This window comes from Nonomuraea dietziae (assembly GCF_014195505.1).
In the GTDB taxonomy this organism is placed as follows: domain Bacteria; phylum Actinomycetota; class Actinomycetes; order Streptosporangiales; family Streptosporangiaceae; genus Nonomuraea; species Nonomuraea roseola.
Window position 1 is genome coordinate 1,294,341 of record NZ_JACIBV010000001.1, and the last position, 15,018, is coordinate 1,309,358.

The 15,018-nt window shown below is 71.4% G+C and carries 17 protein-coding genes and 1 pseudogene; 8 read left to right on the forward strand and 10 right to left on the reverse strand.

Annotation, left to right across the window (positions count from 1 at the left end; translation table 11 throughout):
- Positions 1-10 precede the first annotated feature (10 nt).
- The 4 genes and pseudogenes from FHR33_RS06440 to FHR33_RS51615 all read left to right on the forward strand — a co-directional run bounded on the left by FHR33_RS06440 (position 11) and on the right by FHR33_RS51615 (position 2,644).
- Positions 11-610: an RNA polymerase sigma factor gene (locus FHR33_RS06440; protein ID WP_183644854.1), complete on the forward strand. Its 600-nt coding sequence runs from the start codon at positions 11-13 to the stop codon at positions 608-610.
- Positions 603-1,634 carry a CU044_5270 family protein gene (locus FHR33_RS06445; protein WP_246451697.1) on the forward strand — a complete coding sequence of 344 codons (1,032 nt, stop codon included), beginning with the start codon at positions 603-605 and terminating at the stop codon, positions 1,632-1,634. The genes FHR33_RS06440 and FHR33_RS06445 overlap by 8 nt, the downstream gene beginning before the upstream one ends.
- Before the next feature lie 211 nt (positions 1,635-1,845).
- Positions 1,846-2,100 (forward strand): annotated as a pseudogene (locus FHR33_RS53190) (alpha/beta hydrolase); the annotation flags it as partial.
- An 82-nt stretch (positions 2,101-2,182) separates the two neighbouring features.
- On the forward strand, positions 2,183-2,644 hold the full coding sequence (locus FHR33_RS51615) for an alpha/beta hydrolase fold domain-containing protein (RefSeq protein ID WP_312895391.1): 462 nt from the start codon (positions 2,183-2,185) through the stop codon (positions 2,642-2,644).
- A gap of 183 nt (positions 2,645-2,827) precedes the next feature.
- Here FHR33_RS51615 and FHR33_RS06455 read toward each other — a convergent pair whose 3' ends face one another.
- Complete coding sequence (locus tag FHR33_RS06455) at positions 2,828-4,426, reverse strand: AbfB domain-containing protein (protein ID WP_183644857.1); 1,599 nt, start codon at positions 4,424-4,426, stop codon at positions 2,828-2,830.
- A gap of 73 nt (positions 4,427-4,499) precedes the next feature.
- Entirely contained in the window at positions 4,500-6,194 is a 1,695-nt protein-coding gene (locus tag FHR33_RS06460; protein WP_183644859.1) for an RNA polymerase sigma factor, read from the reverse strand.
- A gap of 206 nt (positions 6,195-6,400) precedes the next feature.
- On the opposite strand from FHR33_RS06460, the gene FHR33_RS06465 reads away from it, so the two are divergent.
- Both FHR33_RS06465 and FHR33_RS06470 read left to right on the forward strand, forming a co-directional pair.
- A complete protein-coding gene (locus tag FHR33_RS06465; protein ID WP_221240962.1) occupies positions 6,401-6,691 on the forward strand; it encodes a hypothetical protein in 291 nt (96 codons plus the stop codon).
- Positions 6,692-6,929: 238 nt separating this feature from the next.
- The gene (locus FHR33_RS06470; protein WP_183644862.1) at positions 6,930-7,352 is read left to right on the forward strand and encodes a hypothetical protein; all 423 of its coding nucleotides are present in this window, start codon (positions 6,930-6,932) and stop codon (positions 7,350-7,352) included.
- Positions 7,353-7,496: 144 nt separating this feature from the next.
- Here the strand turns inward: FHR33_RS06470 and FHR33_RS06475 are convergent, their stop codons facing one another.
- The 4 genes from FHR33_RS06475 to FHR33_RS06490 all read right to left on the reverse strand — a co-directional run bounded on the left by FHR33_RS06475 (position 7,497) and on the right by FHR33_RS06490 (position 10,984).
- Positions 7,497-9,281, reverse strand: a complete 1,785-nt coding sequence (locus FHR33_RS06475) for an ABC transporter permease (RefSeq protein ID WP_183644865.1) — start codon at positions 9,279-9,281, stop codon at positions 7,497-7,499.
- Positions 9,282-9,286: 5 nt separating this feature from the next.
- The gene (locus FHR33_RS06480) at positions 9,287-10,048 is read right to left on the reverse strand and encodes an ABC transporter ATP-binding protein (protein ID WP_183644868.1); all 762 of its coding nucleotides are present in this window, start codon (positions 10,046-10,048) and stop codon (positions 9,287-9,289) included.
- Positions 10,045-10,578, reverse strand: coding sequence for a PadR family transcriptional regulator (locus FHR33_RS06485; protein ID WP_183644872.1), 534 nt, complete (start codon positions 10,576-10,578; stop codon positions 10,045-10,047). The genes FHR33_RS06480 and FHR33_RS06485 overlap by 4 nt, the downstream gene beginning before the upstream one ends.
- Before the next feature lie 220 nt (positions 10,579-10,798).
- Entirely contained in the window at positions 10,799-10,984 is a 186-nt protein-coding gene (locus FHR33_RS06490) for a hypothetical protein (RefSeq protein WP_183644875.1), read from the reverse strand.
- Positions 10,985-11,111: 127 nt separating this feature from the next.
- On the opposite strand from FHR33_RS06490, the gene FHR33_RS06495 reads away from it, so the two are divergent.
- Entirely contained in the window at positions 11,112-11,879 is a 768-nt protein-coding gene (locus tag FHR33_RS06495; protein ID WP_183644878.1) for a phosphotransferase, read from the forward strand.
- A gap of 9 nt (positions 11,880-11,888) precedes the next feature.
- On the opposite strand, the gene FHR33_RS06500 is transcribed toward FHR33_RS06495, so the two are convergent.
- Together FHR33_RS06500 and FHR33_RS06505 are read right to left on the reverse strand one after the other, a co-directional pair.
- A complete protein-coding gene (locus FHR33_RS06500; RefSeq protein WP_183644881.1) occupies positions 11,889-12,074 on the reverse strand; it encodes a hypothetical protein in 186 nt (61 codons plus the stop codon).
- Positions 12,075-12,157: 83 nt separating this feature from the next.
- Complete coding sequence (locus FHR33_RS06505; RefSeq protein ID WP_183644884.1) at positions 12,158-12,982, reverse strand: helix-turn-helix domain-containing protein; 825 nt, start codon at positions 12,980-12,982, stop codon at positions 12,158-12,160.
- A gap of 80 nt (positions 12,983-13,062) precedes the next feature.
- On the opposite strand from FHR33_RS06505, the gene FHR33_RS06510 reads away from it, so the two are divergent.
- Positions 13,063-13,479 carry a VOC family protein gene (locus FHR33_RS06510; protein WP_221240963.1) on the forward strand — a complete coding sequence of 139 codons (417 nt, stop codon included), beginning with the start codon at positions 13,063-13,065 and terminating at the stop codon, positions 13,477-13,479.
- Between the two features lie 290 nt (positions 13,480-13,769).
- Here FHR33_RS06510 and FHR33_RS06515 read toward each other — a convergent pair whose 3' ends face one another.
- A complete protein-coding gene (locus FHR33_RS06515; RefSeq protein ID WP_183644890.1) occupies positions 13,770-14,291 on the reverse strand; it encodes a hypothetical protein in 522 nt (173 codons plus the stop codon).
- Complete coding sequence (locus FHR33_RS06520) at positions 14,288-14,650, reverse strand: PadR family transcriptional regulator (RefSeq protein WP_183644892.1); 363 nt, start codon at positions 14,648-14,650, stop codon at positions 14,288-14,290. The genes FHR33_RS06515 and FHR33_RS06520 overlap by 4 nt, the downstream gene beginning before the upstream one ends.
- Positions 14,651-15,018 lie beyond the last annotated feature (368 nt).

Sequence of the window (15,018 nt, forward strand, 5' to 3'; positions counted from 1 at the left end):
GAGGCCGAGAATGAGTGAAACGAGCGGGCCCGAGGGCGATGACGCCTCAGTCATCGCCAGGTCCCTGCACGAGCCAGAGGCCTTCGCCGAGGTCTTCCGCCGGCACGCGCCGGACATCACCCGCTATGTCACCCGCAGGCTGGGCGAGGACGCTGCCGACGACGTGGCGGCGGAGACCTTCCTCGCGGCCTTCAGGCAGCGGAACTCCTACGACCTGGCGCGCCCGAACGCGCGGCCGTGGCTGTACGGGATCGCGACCAACCTGATGAGCCGGCACGTGCGCGCCGAGGTGCGCCAGCTGCGCGTGGTGGAGCGCACCGGCGCCGACCCGGTGACGGCCTCGTTCGCCGAGCGCAGCGACGAGCGGGTCAGCGCGGAGGCCGCCCGCCGCAGTCTGGCGGGCGCGCTGGCGGCCCTGCCCGAAGGGCAGCGCGACACGTTGCTGCTGGTGGCGTGGGCGGGCCTGAGCTATCCCGAGACGGCCGAGGCCCTGGGCGTCCGCCTCGGTACGGTGCGCTCGCGCGTCAACCGCGCCCGACTCAGACTCCGCAAGGCGCTCGGCGCGTACGACCCGATGGCCACCGTCAGTGAGGAGCCGGTCTATGAATGAGATGACCCAGCTGGAGAGGTTCCGCTCGGAGATCCCGCGTCCCGGCCTGGACGACCTCCGTGGTCAGCAGGACCGGTTGCTGGCGGCCATCGCCGATCCGACCCCGAAGGGCCCCGCGCGGAGACCGCGCGTCCCCGGCAGGCTCAGGCTCGGACTCGCGGCGGGGCTGGTCGCCGTCGCGGCGAGCGCGGCGGCCGTGGCCGTCCTCACGCCCGGAGCGAGCGCGCCAACGGTGATCCACACCATGCCCGCGAGCGCGGAGGAGGTGCTCACCACGGCCGCGAGGCGGGTGGAGGAGTTTCCCGAGCTGCGCCCGAGGCCCGGGCAGTTCCTGGTCTTCGAGTCGCGGACGATGGATCCCGCCGAGGTCAACGACGCCGCCGGCCATCACCGGTACCTGTCCCGCTCCGAGCGCAAGGTGTGGCTTCCCGTGGAGGGCGACTCGACGGGCGGCTTCATCGAGAGCCAGGCCCTCGATCCCCGGCCCTACCCCGGCTGGCCGATCCCCTCGCACGCCGTGGCGAGCCCGGGCCGCAGCGGGCCCGAGAAGCTCGCCGACTTCGACCAGCGCGCCGAGCACCTGCGCACCGACTACGCCTACCTGAGCCGCCTTCCCACGCAGCCCGAGCGGATGTACCGGCACCTCTACACCGGGCTCGGCAGCGGCCCCGAGGCCGACGCCGAAGCGTGGAACCGGGTCGGCGGCATGCTCGCGGAGGCGTACCTGCCCAGGGCGCAGCGCGCCGCGCTGTTCAGGGCGGCGGCGGCCATCCGGGGGGTCACCACCGTCGACAGCGCCGTCGACGCGGCGGGCCGCACGGGGGTCGCGGCGGCGAGGGCCAACCCGGGGCGCGGCATCCAGGAGGAATACATCTTCGACCCCTCGACCTACCGTTACCTCGGCAGGCGCAGCGTCGTCTCGGACGCCGCCGCGGCCCAGGCGCCACTGGGCACCGTGCTGACCTCCTCCGCGCTGCTGAAGGTCACGGTCGCCGACCAGCCCCCGGAGGTGGCGGGACAATGAGCCCGGGGAGGGCCGCGCGGACCGGACGGCTCGCTGGCGATCCCTTCGGATACCGCATCGAGAGAGGACGGACATGTCGGTTCTCGGCACGCCCTGGGTCGCCGCCGCTGTGGCGCGGGTGATGCAGGGCCTGGCCGCCGTCACCCTCGACATGGTCGCCCGGCGCAGGGGGATGACGGTGCCGGAGTTCGCGGGGAACACGGACGACATCATGATCCCGACGTCGATCGCGCCGGCGCGTGCGGTCGTCTACCGCCCTGCCGGCCAGGGCCCGTGCCCGCCGGTGCACGTCAACTTCCACGGCGGCGGGTTCGTCATGCGGGGGGTGCGGCTGGACGACCCGCTGTGCCGGTATCTGGCCGCCGAGGCCGAGGTGGTGGTGGTCAACGTCGACTACGTGGTCGCGCCGCAGCATCCGTTTCCCGCACCGCCGTGCCAGGCCTTCGAGGTCGTCCGGTGGGTGGCCGAGCACGGCGCGGAGCACGGGTGGGACGGCGGGCGGTTGACGGTCGGGGGTCAGAGCGCCCGGCGGCGGGCTCGCCGCGGCGGTGGCGCGCCAGGCACTGGAGCAGGGCGGGCCGCCGATCGCCCTGCAGGTGCTGCACTACCCGCCCCTGGATCTGGCCACGCCGGCCGGGGACAAGCGCTCGACCATCGACAAACCGATGCTGCGCCCGTGGATGGGCGAGGTCTTCGACAGCGCCTACGTGCCGCACCGGGATGCGCGCGCCGACCGCCTGGTCTCGCCCGCCAACCCGGCGGACACGGCCGACCTCACAGGGATCGCGCCCGCTCTGGTCCTCACCGCCGCATTCGACCGCCTCCGTGCGGAGGGCGAGCGGTACGCGCGGCGCCTGCGGCAGGCCGGCGCGCTGGTCGAGCACCGTGACGTGCCGCAGGCCGACCACGGCTACGACCTGAACGACGCCGACAAGGCCCGCCAGACGTACGCGGTGATCGCCCGCCGCGTCAGGCAGGCCACGCAGCCCTCGACACCGGTCCCTGACTAGTGCGAACCGCCGAGGACCGCACCAGGGCCTCCGGCTCTCGGACACCTCAGGTGCCGAGAGCCTTGTCTCGGGCCCGGGGGGTGGAAGTCTCACCGGGCGTCGGTGAGGCGTCCGCCGACCGCGTCGCCGACCACGCCACGCGGCCCGTACGGCCACCGGCTGGGCGGTCTTCGGCAGGCGTCGCTACGGCACGGCGGTGAAGGAGCTGTCGGCGCGGAAGGCCGGCGTGTCCTGACGCTGATCCAGCCAGAGCTGGCGATGGCGGTGGCGGACGACCCGGTCCGGGTAGTTGACCGACTCCAGCGTGACGGAGCCGCTCGTGGAGCCTGCCCTGGCCAGGAAGGTCGCGTCGCGCTCGAAGAGGTCGGTCCCGTTCGGAGCGTCGAAACGGATCCTGTAGTTCCTGTGCCTGAGGTAACGGCCGTCGGGGGCGACGAAGGAGTAGCCTTCACCGGCGAGTCCAGGCACGATCGTGAACGCGATGGCCGTGCTGTCGAGATGGCCCAGGCCGTCGCGCTCGCCGACCGACGCGCCGGTGAGGTTGACCGGCCGCAGCTTTCTGGCCGCCCCGATCGGCAGTGCGCCCGCAGGACGGTTCCTGGTGAAGGTCAGCGTGCCGAATCCGAGGTGGTCGTACTTGCTGCCTCCGTAGTCTCCGCCGCCGCCCTCCGGCGCCAGCCGCTCGGCGTACGCGCTGATGTGGGGCGCGTCCAGGCCCCTGCGCACGACGTAGTGGTTGTACACCAGGGCCCATACCGGGTCGTTCATGCCCCTGCCCGCCGCCGAGACGGTCGTCTGCTGCTGCGGCGCGCAGTTCCTGCCGTTTTCCCACCTGTAGGTGGTGAACGGTACGTCGTGGCCGAGGTTGTACTTGGCCACGTACTCGGCGCCCTTCATGAAGCGGTTGTCGGCGTAGCCGTACAGATCCACGCCCTGGTTCCAGGCCATCTCGCAGATCACGCCCATGAGGCCGACGCCGAGGCTGCTGTGCCCCTGGTCGCGACCGCTCTCCTGCCACTGCCCGAGCCCGCCGGGGTGCAGGAAGGGCACCGCGCGCATGATCGAGCCGTTGCCCGCGCCGTGCTTGAAATACTCCACCGCCCGGCTGACCTTGGCGCCGTCGTCGGTGAGGACGCCGATGGCCAGGACAGAGGCCATGGCGCACAGGTCCCAGTTGGCCCAGTAGTTGGAGACGCAGGCGTCGTTGTGCCTGGTCAGGAACTGCTCGTTCAGCGGGTAGAAGACCTTCACCAGCATCGAGGCGAAGCGCTCGAAGTCGAAGCCCGGGTAGCCCCGCATGATCTCGGCGACGTTCGCCCACTGCCACCCTTGGATCCCCGCGGCAAGGAAGCGGTCGGCGTTGCCTGTGAGCGTCCGCAGGCTGCCTGACCAGGCGTTGAGGATCCTCGTCGCGGCGTCGCCGTGTGCCTTCTCGCCGCTGATCCTCCACCGCAGCGCGTTCTGGTAGGCGGCGGCCACGTCGACGCACATCTGGCCGACGTTCTGCCCTGTCCCCCCGCGGATGACGGTGGCGAGCGGGCGAGGCGTCCACGTGCTCCTGGAGCGCCCGTTGGCGACCAGCTTGTCCCATCCCGCCTTCCACGGCTGCGCGCCGGCGTTGACCTGAGCGGCCATCCGGTCGAAGTCGGCCTGGGTGTGCAGCAGTCCTGGATGCCGGAAGCCCGCGGCCTCGGCGCGGGCCGCGGGCGGCAGCACAACGGCGGCTCCGGCGCCGATCAGGGCCGCCTTGAGCAGGCTGCGCCGGCTGGTCTGCGTGATCATCTCAGTCCTTTCGTCACGGTCACTTCGGCACAGGAGACGAGAGAACCGGTTGCGGATAACACAAAATCGGGATTCATACCTGACTGCGTTGGGGGACGCGGTGGGGATCGGCCGGCCGGGCCCTGGTGACGTACTGGGGGACGGGGGCGCGGTCGTCACCGGTGTCACGGGTCAGGCCGTAGCGGACGATGCCCTTGGCCGGATCGGGCCTGGCGGTGAGGTCCGCCCAGACCTCGCGCCAGGTCCTGGGCGCCACCGACAGGTCGACGTCGGTGCCGCCCTCGTTGTTGTGCAGGGTGACGCTGCCGTCGAGGTAGTAGAACTCGTTCTGCCACATCTGCTGGTGGCCCTTGGGCAGCCTGACGACGCCGGTGTCGGGAGCGCCCATCCAGGTGACGCCTGGCGCCTGCTCGTCGTCCATGCGCCGGCCGCCGCCCGAGGCGACGTGGAACAGCCTGCCCTTGAGCCCTGTCCAGGTGGCGGGCGGGAAGTGGCCGATCCTGTTGCGGTAGAGGATGCCCCACCTCACCCCGATATAGCCCTTGCCGCTGATCGTGATGAAGTCCCCGCGGTGCGTCATGTGGGGGGCGCCGCCGTGCCGCGAATAGCCGTGTTTCCCGCTGATTCTCAGCGTTCCGGCGGCGCGTTCGGGCAGCGGGGCGGGCGGGCGGTTCCTGGGCGGAGCGTTGTCGACGACGTCGACCACGCTCCCGTAGCGGCTGCGCGTGCGGGTCCTGGCAGGGGTCGGCGTGGGCGAGGCGGCAGGCGGGGGCGAGGACGGAACGGCAGCGGTCGGCGAGGCTCGCGCCGGCGTGGGCGCAGGAGAGGAGGCTACGGCTCGCGGCCTGGGCGCCTGGTCAGGCGGGAGGGTCTGGACGACCGCCGCGCCGCCCGCGATGACCGTGACTCCGATCGCGGCCACCGCGATCGGCTTGGTGGCCAGCGACGTGCCCGCCAACCCGGCGGCGGTCGCCGCCTTGCCCTTGACCAGCAGGCCCAGCGAGAGTCCTGCGGGGAGCGCCACCAGGCCGAGCCCGGCGAGCAGGCCCTCGACGGGCACGAGGTCGGCTCGCTGGTCGGCGCAGGTGCCGCACTCTCGCACATGCTTGGAGATCCGCTTGCGCCACAAAGAGCTCGGCGCGCCGTCCCAGCCGATCGTCACCTCGGCGAGCGCCCCGCAACGTGGTGACGCCGACACCGCCCGCACCACCGCGCGCGAGCCCTCCAGACGACGCTTCATCCGCTGGACGCGCACGGCCGCGTGCTGCTCGCTCACCCCCAGCCCCGCGGCGAGCTCGGCCCTGCTCAGCCGGCCCGCCACCTCCAGCCACCACAGGGAGAGCACCTGCCTGTCGTCGGGATCGAGCCAGCGCGTCGCCTCAGCGGTCTCCTTGCGCTGCCCTGACAGGCCCAACTGGATGACCGTCACCCCGACGAAGTCGGCACCCGCGTCGGCCATGCCGCGCACCTCGTCGAGGACGGAGTCGGCGGGCGTACGGGCGCGCTGCCAGTCCCGCACCTGGCTCATGGTGATGGCGACCAGCCACGACCTGAAGCTCTCCGGATCACGCAGACCCGGCAGCCCGCCCACGACCCTGGCCATGGTCTCCTGGACCACGTCGTCCACGTCGGGATGCCCGTCGAGCGCGCGGCCCGCGATGTTGTAGACGAGCGGCAGATGGTCCCTGACCAGCTCATCGACGGCCGCGCCGTCACCACTCCTCGCCGCGAGAACCGTGTCGACCTCGTACGTCGGCTGCGTGTACACCCATCCCCTCCGTCACTTCACACACAGGAGACGTAGCAGCATCCTCTAAATACCAGGAAATGTCAGATTGGGCGTTTGTCGCGTGCGCCTGCTCGCACGGTTCAGCTGCCGGGTCGCCCGATCTCGGATGCCTCCGACATGCGGTTCCTGGGAGAGCTCGCCGCATCGCTCAGCGCACTCACGGTGTGCCCGCCGGCGTGCGAGTCGTGACGTTGCCGGTCAACGAAGGCATCCCGCAAGGCCGCAACGCCGGCGCCGATGCACTGGCCGGCGCCCGCGAGCCGCATGAGGGCGGGACGTGGATCTGCCGACGTGACGAGGGGCTGCGGCTGCCCTACGACGCGATCATCGAGAGGACGGCAGACGGGATCCCGTACCTGGTGCCGGAGGTGGTGCTGCTGTTCAAGGCGAAGGCGTCGCGGCCCAAGGATCAGGCGGACTTCGACGGGGTGTTGCCGCTGCTGGGCCGGGCACGGCGGGACCTCCTTGGTGAGTAGCTGGAGCGCGTGCACCCCGGGCATCCGTGGCTGGCGGAGCTGGCGGGTTGAGTGCGCGGGCCGTGCCTGGATCGTACGGTTACCTCCCTGCCCCACGGCGGCCGTGTGCTTCCGGGATGCGGCCGAACCCGATGGCCCGTCTCGAAAGTGCGACCCGTCACATTGAGCACGACTCGTGGGTGGGGGCCGACAGCCGGTGGTAGTCATGATCACACCAATGGCCATCGAAAGGACATTCGTGCGCACACGTAAGCTGGCGACCCTCCTGGCCGGCGCGGCCCTTGCCGTCTCTACCACGCTGGTGGTGGGCGCCGCTCCGGCCAGCGCCGCCGGCCCCTGTGGCAGCAGCTACTCCAGGGTCGGCGTTTACCCCATCTCCAGAGGAGACGGGACCCGCACGGGCACGCTGGAGGTGTACTACAGCTCCAGCGCCCGAAAGAACTGCGCCCTGACCTACGGCTACGGCCCCTACGCCAACACCAGGAGCTGGAAGCGAGTCACGATCTCGAGAGGCGACGGCAGCGGGGAACAGACCAATGCCGGGGAGTTCACCTACTACGCGGGCCCGGTGTACGTCTCGGCGCCCGGGCAGTGCATTGACGTTGCGGGAACGGTACCGGCCTGGGTGACCCGCGAGCTCGACAACGTGCACTGCGGCTGATCTCCCGCCATGACGAAGGCCCGCCGCGCGGCGGGCCTTCGTGCTGCTACCGGCCTTCGGCTGGGCCTGCTCGGCGGCGTCTGCGGCCTCCTGGAGGACCGCCTTCACCGCTCCGCCGGTACGCCGCCCTCCGGAAAGGGCCGATCACGCTGTTTCCGCGCTGAGGGCCTGCGCCACGGGCCGGCGGGCCGCCAGGCGGGCGGGCAGGGCGGTGAGCGCCGCCGTCGCCAGGACAGTCGCGAGCGCGGCGCCGAGCAGCCAGAAGGCGGGGGGTTCCACCGCGTTCCTGGCGGCGAAGAGCGAGAGCAGGCCGATGCCCAGAGGGACGCCGATGATGGCGCCGGGCAGGCTGGGCAGGAGCTGGGCGGTGGACAGTCCCGCGGAGACCTGTCCCGGGGTGGCGCCGAGCGTACGTGCGACGGCCATGTTCGCCCGGGCCTCCATGGCAGTGGTCCAGGTGAAGGTGATGGTGTTCACGACGGCCAGTGTGATCAGCAGGATGGTGACGGCGAGCATCAGCCGGCGGTCGTGCTCGCCGCGCAGGTTGGGCAGGGCGGAGGAGCCGTCCAGGCCGTAGCCCCTCTCCGGCTGGGCGTAGAGGGTCAGCAGGGCGACGATCGCGATCACTGTGGTGGCGGTGGAACACGCCTGCAGCACGGCGCGGCCCGGCCGGCGGGCGGTCAGCCGCAGCCCGAGCAGCAGCGGCGTGGGCAGCAGCGCGGACAGCGCGGTGAGCCAGGGCCGGTGGCGGGGCTGGTGCGCCGTGGCGGACAGCGCCGTGACGGTCGCCGTACGCATGGACCATAGCGTGGGACGCAGGGTGGACAGCATCGCCACCGCCACGGCGAGGACGGTCGCCGCGGCAACGATGGCGCCGCCGAGCCCGACCGCGTCGCCGATCCGGCTGGCGGTGGGGCTGGCGATCGCGGGCACGGTCAGGCGGGCGATCACCAGCCCCAGCGCGTCTGCGACCAGCGCCAGCGCCAGGTACTCGGTGAGCAGGACGGCGGCGATCAGACCAGGGGCGGCGCCGACGGCCTTGAGCAGCCCGGCCCGGCGCGTCTGCTCGACGGCGCGTCCCGCGGCCAGCGCCGCCACTCCGGTGATGGCCAGGAAGCTGAGCAGCCAGCTGCCGACGACCAGGATCGGCTGGCTGTCTCTGAGGATGACCAGGTCCTGGTTGGCGTTGAACTGCCAGGAGTGGAAGGTCATGGCGGAGTCGTGGTGGGCGTCGAGGAAGGCCTGCGTGGCCTCGGGGTCGCGCAGCCTGAGGTCCATGGCCGAGGTCACCGGGAGATCGTGGGACGACGCCAGTGTCCGGGCATCTGATCGGGTCATCCAGGCCAGGCCGCTGTAGTCGCTGGGGCCGCCGCCCGGGCCGATCTGCGCCGCCCACGGGTAGATGGAGGTGGCCGCGGTCACGGCGATCCCGACGACGGGGTACGACCGGCCGGCGATGGTGACCCGGTCGCCGACGCCGACGCCCAGCGCTGTGGCGAAGCCGCGTTCGAGGACCGTGCCGCCGGAGCGTACCCACTGCCCCGAGGTCACCAGCGGCCGGTTGACCGTGCCGGGCCTCTCGGCGAAGCCGTGCACCACCACCGGGGACGCGGTGGAATCGCGCGTGGTGAGGTCGGCGTAGACGATGCGATAGGGGCCATGGTGGGCGATGACTTCTGGCTCGTTCGCCAGCGAGGTCAGGGCTGAGGTCACGGCGGGGCCCGTGTCGCCGGAGAGCGCCACCACGTCCGGCCCGGCGGTGGCCGCGCGGGTCTGCTCGTACAGCGCGTCGCTCACGCCGCGCAGGGACAGGCCCAGTGCCAGGGTGGCGGTGGCCACGGTGACGGCGAGCAGGAGCATCACGGCCTGGACCTTGTGCCGCCGCACGTCAGCCAGCACCAGACGCACGACGAGCACGATGGAGCCCATGACGTTCAGCCCCCCAGCCCGATCAGCCCGCCGAGGCCGCCCGTGTGGGAGCCGTCCAGCCTGGTGTCGTCGACGAACATCCCGTCGCGCATGGAGACCAGCCGATCCGCCGTGGCCGCCACCCGCTCGTCATGCGTGACGATCACGAAGGTCTGTCCAGCCGCACGCAGCTCCTGGAAGATCCTCAGCACGTCGAGGGTCGCCGCGGTGTCGAGGTTGCCGGTCGGCTCGTCGGCCAGGACGACCAGCGGGTCGTTGACCAGCGCGCGAGCGACGGCGACCCGCTGACGCTGCCCACCCGACAGTTGCGAGGGCAGGTGCCGGGCGCGCGCGGCGAGCCCGACCCGTTCCAGCAGCAGGCCCGCGCGTCGCCTGGCCTGGCGGCGCGAGCGTCCGGCCTGGCGGCGCGAGCGTCCGGCCAGCAGCGCGGGCAGCTCCACGTTCTCGGTCGCCGACAACTCCTCCACCAGATGGAAGGCCTGGAAGACGAACCCCACCGACCGGCGCCGCATGCGCGCCAGAGCTCGCTCGCTCATCGTGTCGATGCGTCGCCCGGCCACCCACACCTCTCCATCGGTGGGCCGCTCCAGGCCACCCAGCAGGTGCAGCAGAGTGGATTTCCCGCAGCCGCTGGGGCCCATCACCGCCAGCATCTGTCCCTGAGGCACCTCCAGGTCGACCTCGTCCACCGCGCGGACCCGGCTCTGCCCCTGACCATGCGTCTTCACCAGGCCGCAGGCCCGGATCGCGGCACTCGACACGTTCATCCACCCTCAACGTCGTCATCGACCTCGGACCAGGCCCGCTCACAGGCGTCCAGCCAGCGCAGGTCTGCCTGCAACCGCAGCACGACCCCTTCCAGCAGCAGGCCGGCGGGCTGCCCCGCCGGCTCGGCCAGCACCGCCTGCTGCACCTCGCGCAAGCGGCGCAGCAGCTCACGGCGCTGCGCCGCCACCAGCTCCACCGGGTCGGCCAGCCGGGCCGCGGCGGCGGCGGCGAGCTTGAGATGAAACTCCGCCAGGTCCGGTTTCGGCCAGCCCACCTCGGCCAGCCAGGCGGCCACCCGTTGCTGCCCGGCCGGCGTCAGCGCGTAGACCTTGCGCTCCGGCCGCTCGGGCAGGCCGTCCGCCCGCTCACAGACAACGAGTCCCGCTCGCTCCAACCGGGCCAACGTCACATAGATCTGACCACGGTTCATCGCCTCGCCCAGCGGGCCGAGACTCCGCCGCAGTCGGTCGTGCAAGTGGTACCCGTGCGACGGCTCCTTGGCGAGCATCGCGAGCACTGCGTCCTGCACTCCAGCCCCCTAACGGTTGGCTAATAGATAGCGGTTATCCGTAGGAGGTGTCAAAACGCCTACCCTGGCGATCTCCTGGGCCGGCGCGCCGCCGCCGAAGGGCTGGAGGGAAAGTGCGGCTGGCGCGAGGTGTGCGACGCCGCCGGAGCCGGGGCGGCCTCGGTCGACGGGTGAGCGGCCGGACGACCCGGAGCCCCGACGGGGGGCTCCGGGTCATCGATCACAGGTAGTGGCCGCACTGGCCGAAGAAGCCGTCCTCCCAGTCGAAACACCACTCCCAGACGATGTAGCCGTCGTTGGGCTGCGCGTGGGCAGGGGCGGCGCTGGCGCCGCTGATCACGACAGCGGCGACGGCGCCGAGCATGACGGCCACGGCCCGCCTACCCGCCCTGGAGAAACGCGACATCGATGACTCCTCCTCATTCGTCGGAACGTTGATGAGTCCATCGCGACGGACCTGTGTATCACCTGGAGCCCGGCTGTAGGTCAGTTGCAGGTGGACATGACCCGAGGTGGGCCAGGATGGAACCGTGATGGAAGAACAACGCCTCCCCGGCGGGAACACGGGCGGCGCGGTTCGGGCGGGCGACACCGTCCGCCGCGCCCGTGGCCCGTGGACGTCCTCGGTGCATGCGCTTCTCCAGCACCTGGAGGACGTCGGGTTCGACGGAGCTCCACGTGCGCTGGGGTTCGACGACCAGGACCGAGAGGTGCTCTCGTTCCTGCCAGGCGACGTGGTCGGGACCGCGCGGCCATGGCCCACGTGGGTACACAGCGAGGACGCGCTGTGCCAGGTGGCTCGCTGGCTGCGCGACTTCCACGCCGCCGTGGCGAGCTTCGTCCCGCCTGCGGACGCGGTGTGGCGCGAGGGCGGGACCTGGCGACCCGGCCTCATCGTCGGCCACAATGATGCCGCCCCCTACAACGCGGCCTGGGCCGACGGACGCCTCGTCGGCTTCTTCGACTGGGACTTCGCCGCTCCGGTCACCCCGGAGTGGGACCTCGCCTTCACCGCCTTCGCCTGGGTGCCGCTGCACGCTCGCCACGTCGTGGCGGCGGAAGGCTTCACCGCGCTCGCCGACCGACCCGAAAGGCTGCGGCTGTTCCTCGAGACCTACGGCTGGAGCGGCCCTGCCGGGCAGTTCGTCGAGATCGTCCGCCAACGTGTCAGCGCCTCGGCCGAGGGCATCAGGCGCACAGCGGCGGCAGGCGACCCGGCCTATCAGACCATGGTCGAACGCGGCGTCGACGCGGCACTGGAGACGGCCGTGGACGAGCTGGCCGACTTCCCTCAGTGGTGAACCGATCCGTCAAGGGGCCGCCAGGCGGGCCGTCCCGGCGGACGTGCCCGCGTGCCCTGTCGTGTGACCACCGGTGATCTGTACCTCGACACCGGGGAAGACCTCCTGGCCGCCGGTCACCGTACGGACAGGACTCACCGCTGGCCGGGATGGACCCCCGATCAGCAGGCTGCCCTTCAGGACCTGCTCGAGCAAGCCATCACCCGACGCTGAGGCCAACGGGAGCGGCGACGGGACGAGATGGCCGCCGATTCACCCCCCGATCCCACCCGGCAGGATCAGCCGATGAGCGCGGCGAGCGCCTCTCGGCTCCGCTCGTCGGCGGGAGTGTGCGCGAAGACGTAGAGGCCGTGCTCGGCGACGGGCCGCAGCAGGGAGAAGGTCAGCCGCAGGCCCGCCCGTGCCCCCTCGACGGCGGCGGTGATCGGCGCGAAGTCCTGCACCGCCCTGCACTCCCACCAGTGCGCCGCGTCCGGGCGCTCCTTGGTGAGCAGGGCGACGATCTCGGCGGCGCGCCCGTCGTCGGGCCAGTGCGCGGTGTCGGCGCGGAACTGCTCGTACAGCCCGCGCAGCAGCGGCTCCTCCGCCACCACCCGGTACGGCCCGCCGCCGACGTGTGGCGCGGCGAGCAGCAGCAGGGCGTTGCGCCATCCGGCGGGCGCCGCATCGGGATCGCCCCAGACGAGACGGTAGGCCCGGTTGGCGGCCAGGACGTCGAACCGCTCGTCCAGGACGGCCGCCGGAGTCGTCGCCCAGCCGTCGACCAGCGCCCGCGTCGCCTCCCCCACCACGATCGGCGTCCGGCCCGCTCTCGGCGCCGGCGGCAGGAACCCCGCCAGCGACAGCGTGTGCCGGTGGGCCGCCGCGTCCATGCCGAGCACGCGGCAGATCGCGTCGAGCACCTGCCTGGTCGTGCGCGCCCTGCCCTGCTCCAGCCACGTGTACCAGGCCACGCTCACCCCCGCCAGCGCCGCGACCTCCTCGCGGCGCAGCCCGGGCGTGCGCCGCCTGCCGCCGCCGTCCAGCCCGGCCTGTGCGGGGGTGACCTGCTCTCTGGCCGCGCGCAGGTGCGCGCCCAGCTCGCGGCGCAGTGAGGCGTCCATGGGCACGAATCCTATGAGTACGGCTACCACCATCAATCCTCACCTGCCTGCGCCCGAGCTTCTCCGCGATGCTCGATCACATGACACGGCTATGGCGAAAGCAGACCGACTCCTCCACCCTCACCGAGCCCCGCGTGCTGATCCGCGTGTTCGTCCCGCAGGGGAGGCTGGAGGCGAGCGTCGAGTTCTACCAGCGGTTGCAGCGCGTCGAGGCCGACGCGCGCTTCGACTTCCCCGAGGCGGGCCTGCGCCTGGCGACGGTCGGGGCGTTCCTGGTCATCGAGGGCGACGCCGAGGCGCTGGCCCCCTTCCGCAGCACCACGGGCACGCTACTGGTCGACGATGTCGTGCCGTACCACGACAGGCTGGTGGCGGAGGGCGCCGAGATCATCTTCCCGTTGCAGCAGGTGCCCACAGGCGCGGGCTTCAACGCACGCCACCCGGACGGGACGGTCGTGGAGTACGTGCACCACCGTCCCACCTCCGAAGGCCGTTGACGGGCGGCGCCGATCATGACGGCGTTAGTGATCCTCCCTCCACCGGCGACCCACCGGCGACGGGCACTCCCCTGGCGCGCTCACGACTCGTGGGCTCGTCGATCCCTGAGGCGGGACGACATCGCGCTTCGGTGAGAACGAGAACGCGCGCCGCAAGGTCGTCGGACGGGGCGGTCCGGCGGCACACTGGTTGCCGCCGATCGCCCACGGGTGGTCTTCGCGGTCGGCCGCCGCCAGCGACAGCCCTCTGACAGGCGAGGGTCGGCGGATGCGCCCTCCGGTGGACATCGTCACATGACGGATTGGCGCTTGGACTTGCGGATGATGCGCCAAAGCGTGGGCGCCGTCCAGTAAATGACTGCGATCATGCTGGAGAGTACGAGGAATCGTACGTCGATGGCTGTCGGGCCAGCGGTGTCCACCGCGTGGGCGATGTTCTTGTTCGTAGGGGTCGTCTGTGCCACCGCCACCACCGGAACCAGGCGGACCGGCCGACGTCGCCCCTTCGCGACGGCCGGTTTTCCATGATCTCTTGGTGGGGAGAAGATCCAAAGAACGAAACGACGGCGCACCGAAGTCGCCGAGGCGCTGGCAGCGAACGCCATGGCAGTGGCGAGTTTCAACAGCTTGCCGGGACGTTCATTGATCAATGCCGTCAGCTCTTCGCCACGCGCTTCGGCCCGCTCCGGATCCGTGTACTGGCAGCGCGCCGCCCACCGCACCAACTTGCGTGCCAGCCAAGGAGAGAGTTCGAATGCCTCGTTGGCCAGCAGGCCGAGGACGACGGCAAGGACGATCTCGAGACTGGTCAACGGGCACCATCCAGCAAGTGGGACAGTCCACCCAACGGCGAGACCCCGGGAGCCGGACGGAGCTTGAGCGCTGTGGGGCGGCGTTCGGTAAGCAGGACGCGGGCAGCCCGCGCACCCTCTCCAGTGAGCCGGTAGAAGCGCCGTCGCGGACCGGACTGGTCTGGCCTCTGGGCTTCCCACTCGCCCGTGATCCACTGGGCGTCTTCGAGCCGGTCGAGCACTTTGTAGACGGTTGGACCAGCCCGCTTGGTGACTTTCATGATCGCCCAGCCGTGGATCTGTTCGTCCTCGTCGAAGGCATGGATGAGGACTTCGAGTACGTCCAGAGTCGGCTGCGTGATGCGTTCGAGACCCGCCATGGCCTTATCGTAGCTAGGTGAAATAGGGATCGCGCGCGTTCGGCGCAGCTGCGTCTTCGGCGTGACCTTCACCTGACCGCCATGGCCGAGCACATGGCCGAGCACATGGCCTGGTGCCGCGGATGGAGGGCACGCAGGCGTTCAGGAAGGCGCGTCGAGCCTGCCCCGGGCGCTGCCCACCTCGCCGATCCGCCTGTCGATGCCGCCTGCGGTGACAGCGAGCACCGGTACCCCAGGAATGCACCAGCGGAGGGTGGGGCGACCGACGTGCTGGATGGCGACGGTCCATCACCTTGATGCCGGTGAATCCTTTGGGGCTGTTCGCGCCTCTTATACGTGTCGGCGACAATGCCGGCACAGGATCCGGA

What these genes read in the sequence shown, in the direction of transcription:
- FHR33_RS06440 (WP_183644854.1), top strand. Translation starts at nt 11, where the DNA reads ATGAGTGAAACGAGCGGGCCCGAGGGCGATGACGCCTCAGTCATCGCC.
- FHR33_RS06445 (WP_246451697.1), top strand. Translation starts at nt 603, where the DNA reads ATGAATGAGATGACCCAGCTGGAGAGGTTCCGCTCGGAGATCCCGCGT.
- FHR33_RS06455 (WP_183644857.1), bottom strand. Translation starts at nt 4,426, where the DNA reads ATGATCACGCAGACCAGCCGGCGCAGCCTGCTCAAGGCGGCCCTGATC.
- FHR33_RS06475 (WP_183644865.1), bottom strand. Translation starts at nt 9,281, where the DNA reads ATGGGCTCCATCGTGCTCGTCGTGCGTCTGGTGCTGGCTGACGTGCGG.
- FHR33_RS06480 (WP_183644868.1), bottom strand. Translation starts at nt 10,048, where the DNA reads ATGAACGTGTCGAGTGCCGCGATCCGGGCCTGCGGCCTGGTGAAGACG.
- FHR33_RS06490 (WP_183644875.1), bottom strand. Translation starts at nt 10,984, where the DNA reads ATGTCGCGTTTCTCCAGGGCGGGTAGGCGGGCCGTGGCCGTCATGCTC.
- FHR33_RS06495 (WP_183644878.1), top strand. Translation starts at nt 11,112, where the DNA reads ATGGAAGAACAACGCCTCCCCGGCGGGAACACGGGCGGCGCGGTTCGG.
- FHR33_RS06505 (WP_183644884.1), bottom strand. Translation starts at nt 12,982, where the DNA reads ATGGACGCCTCACTGCGCCGCGAGCTGGGCGCGCACCTGCGCGCGGCC.
- FHR33_RS06510 (WP_221240963.1), top strand. Translation starts at nt 13,063, where the DNA reads ATGACACGGCTATGGCGAAAGCAGACCGACTCCTCCACCCTCACCGAG.
- FHR33_RS06520 (WP_183644892.1), bottom strand. Translation starts at nt 14,650, where the DNA reads ATGGCGGGTCTCGAACGCATCACGCAGCCGACTCTGGACGTACTCGAA.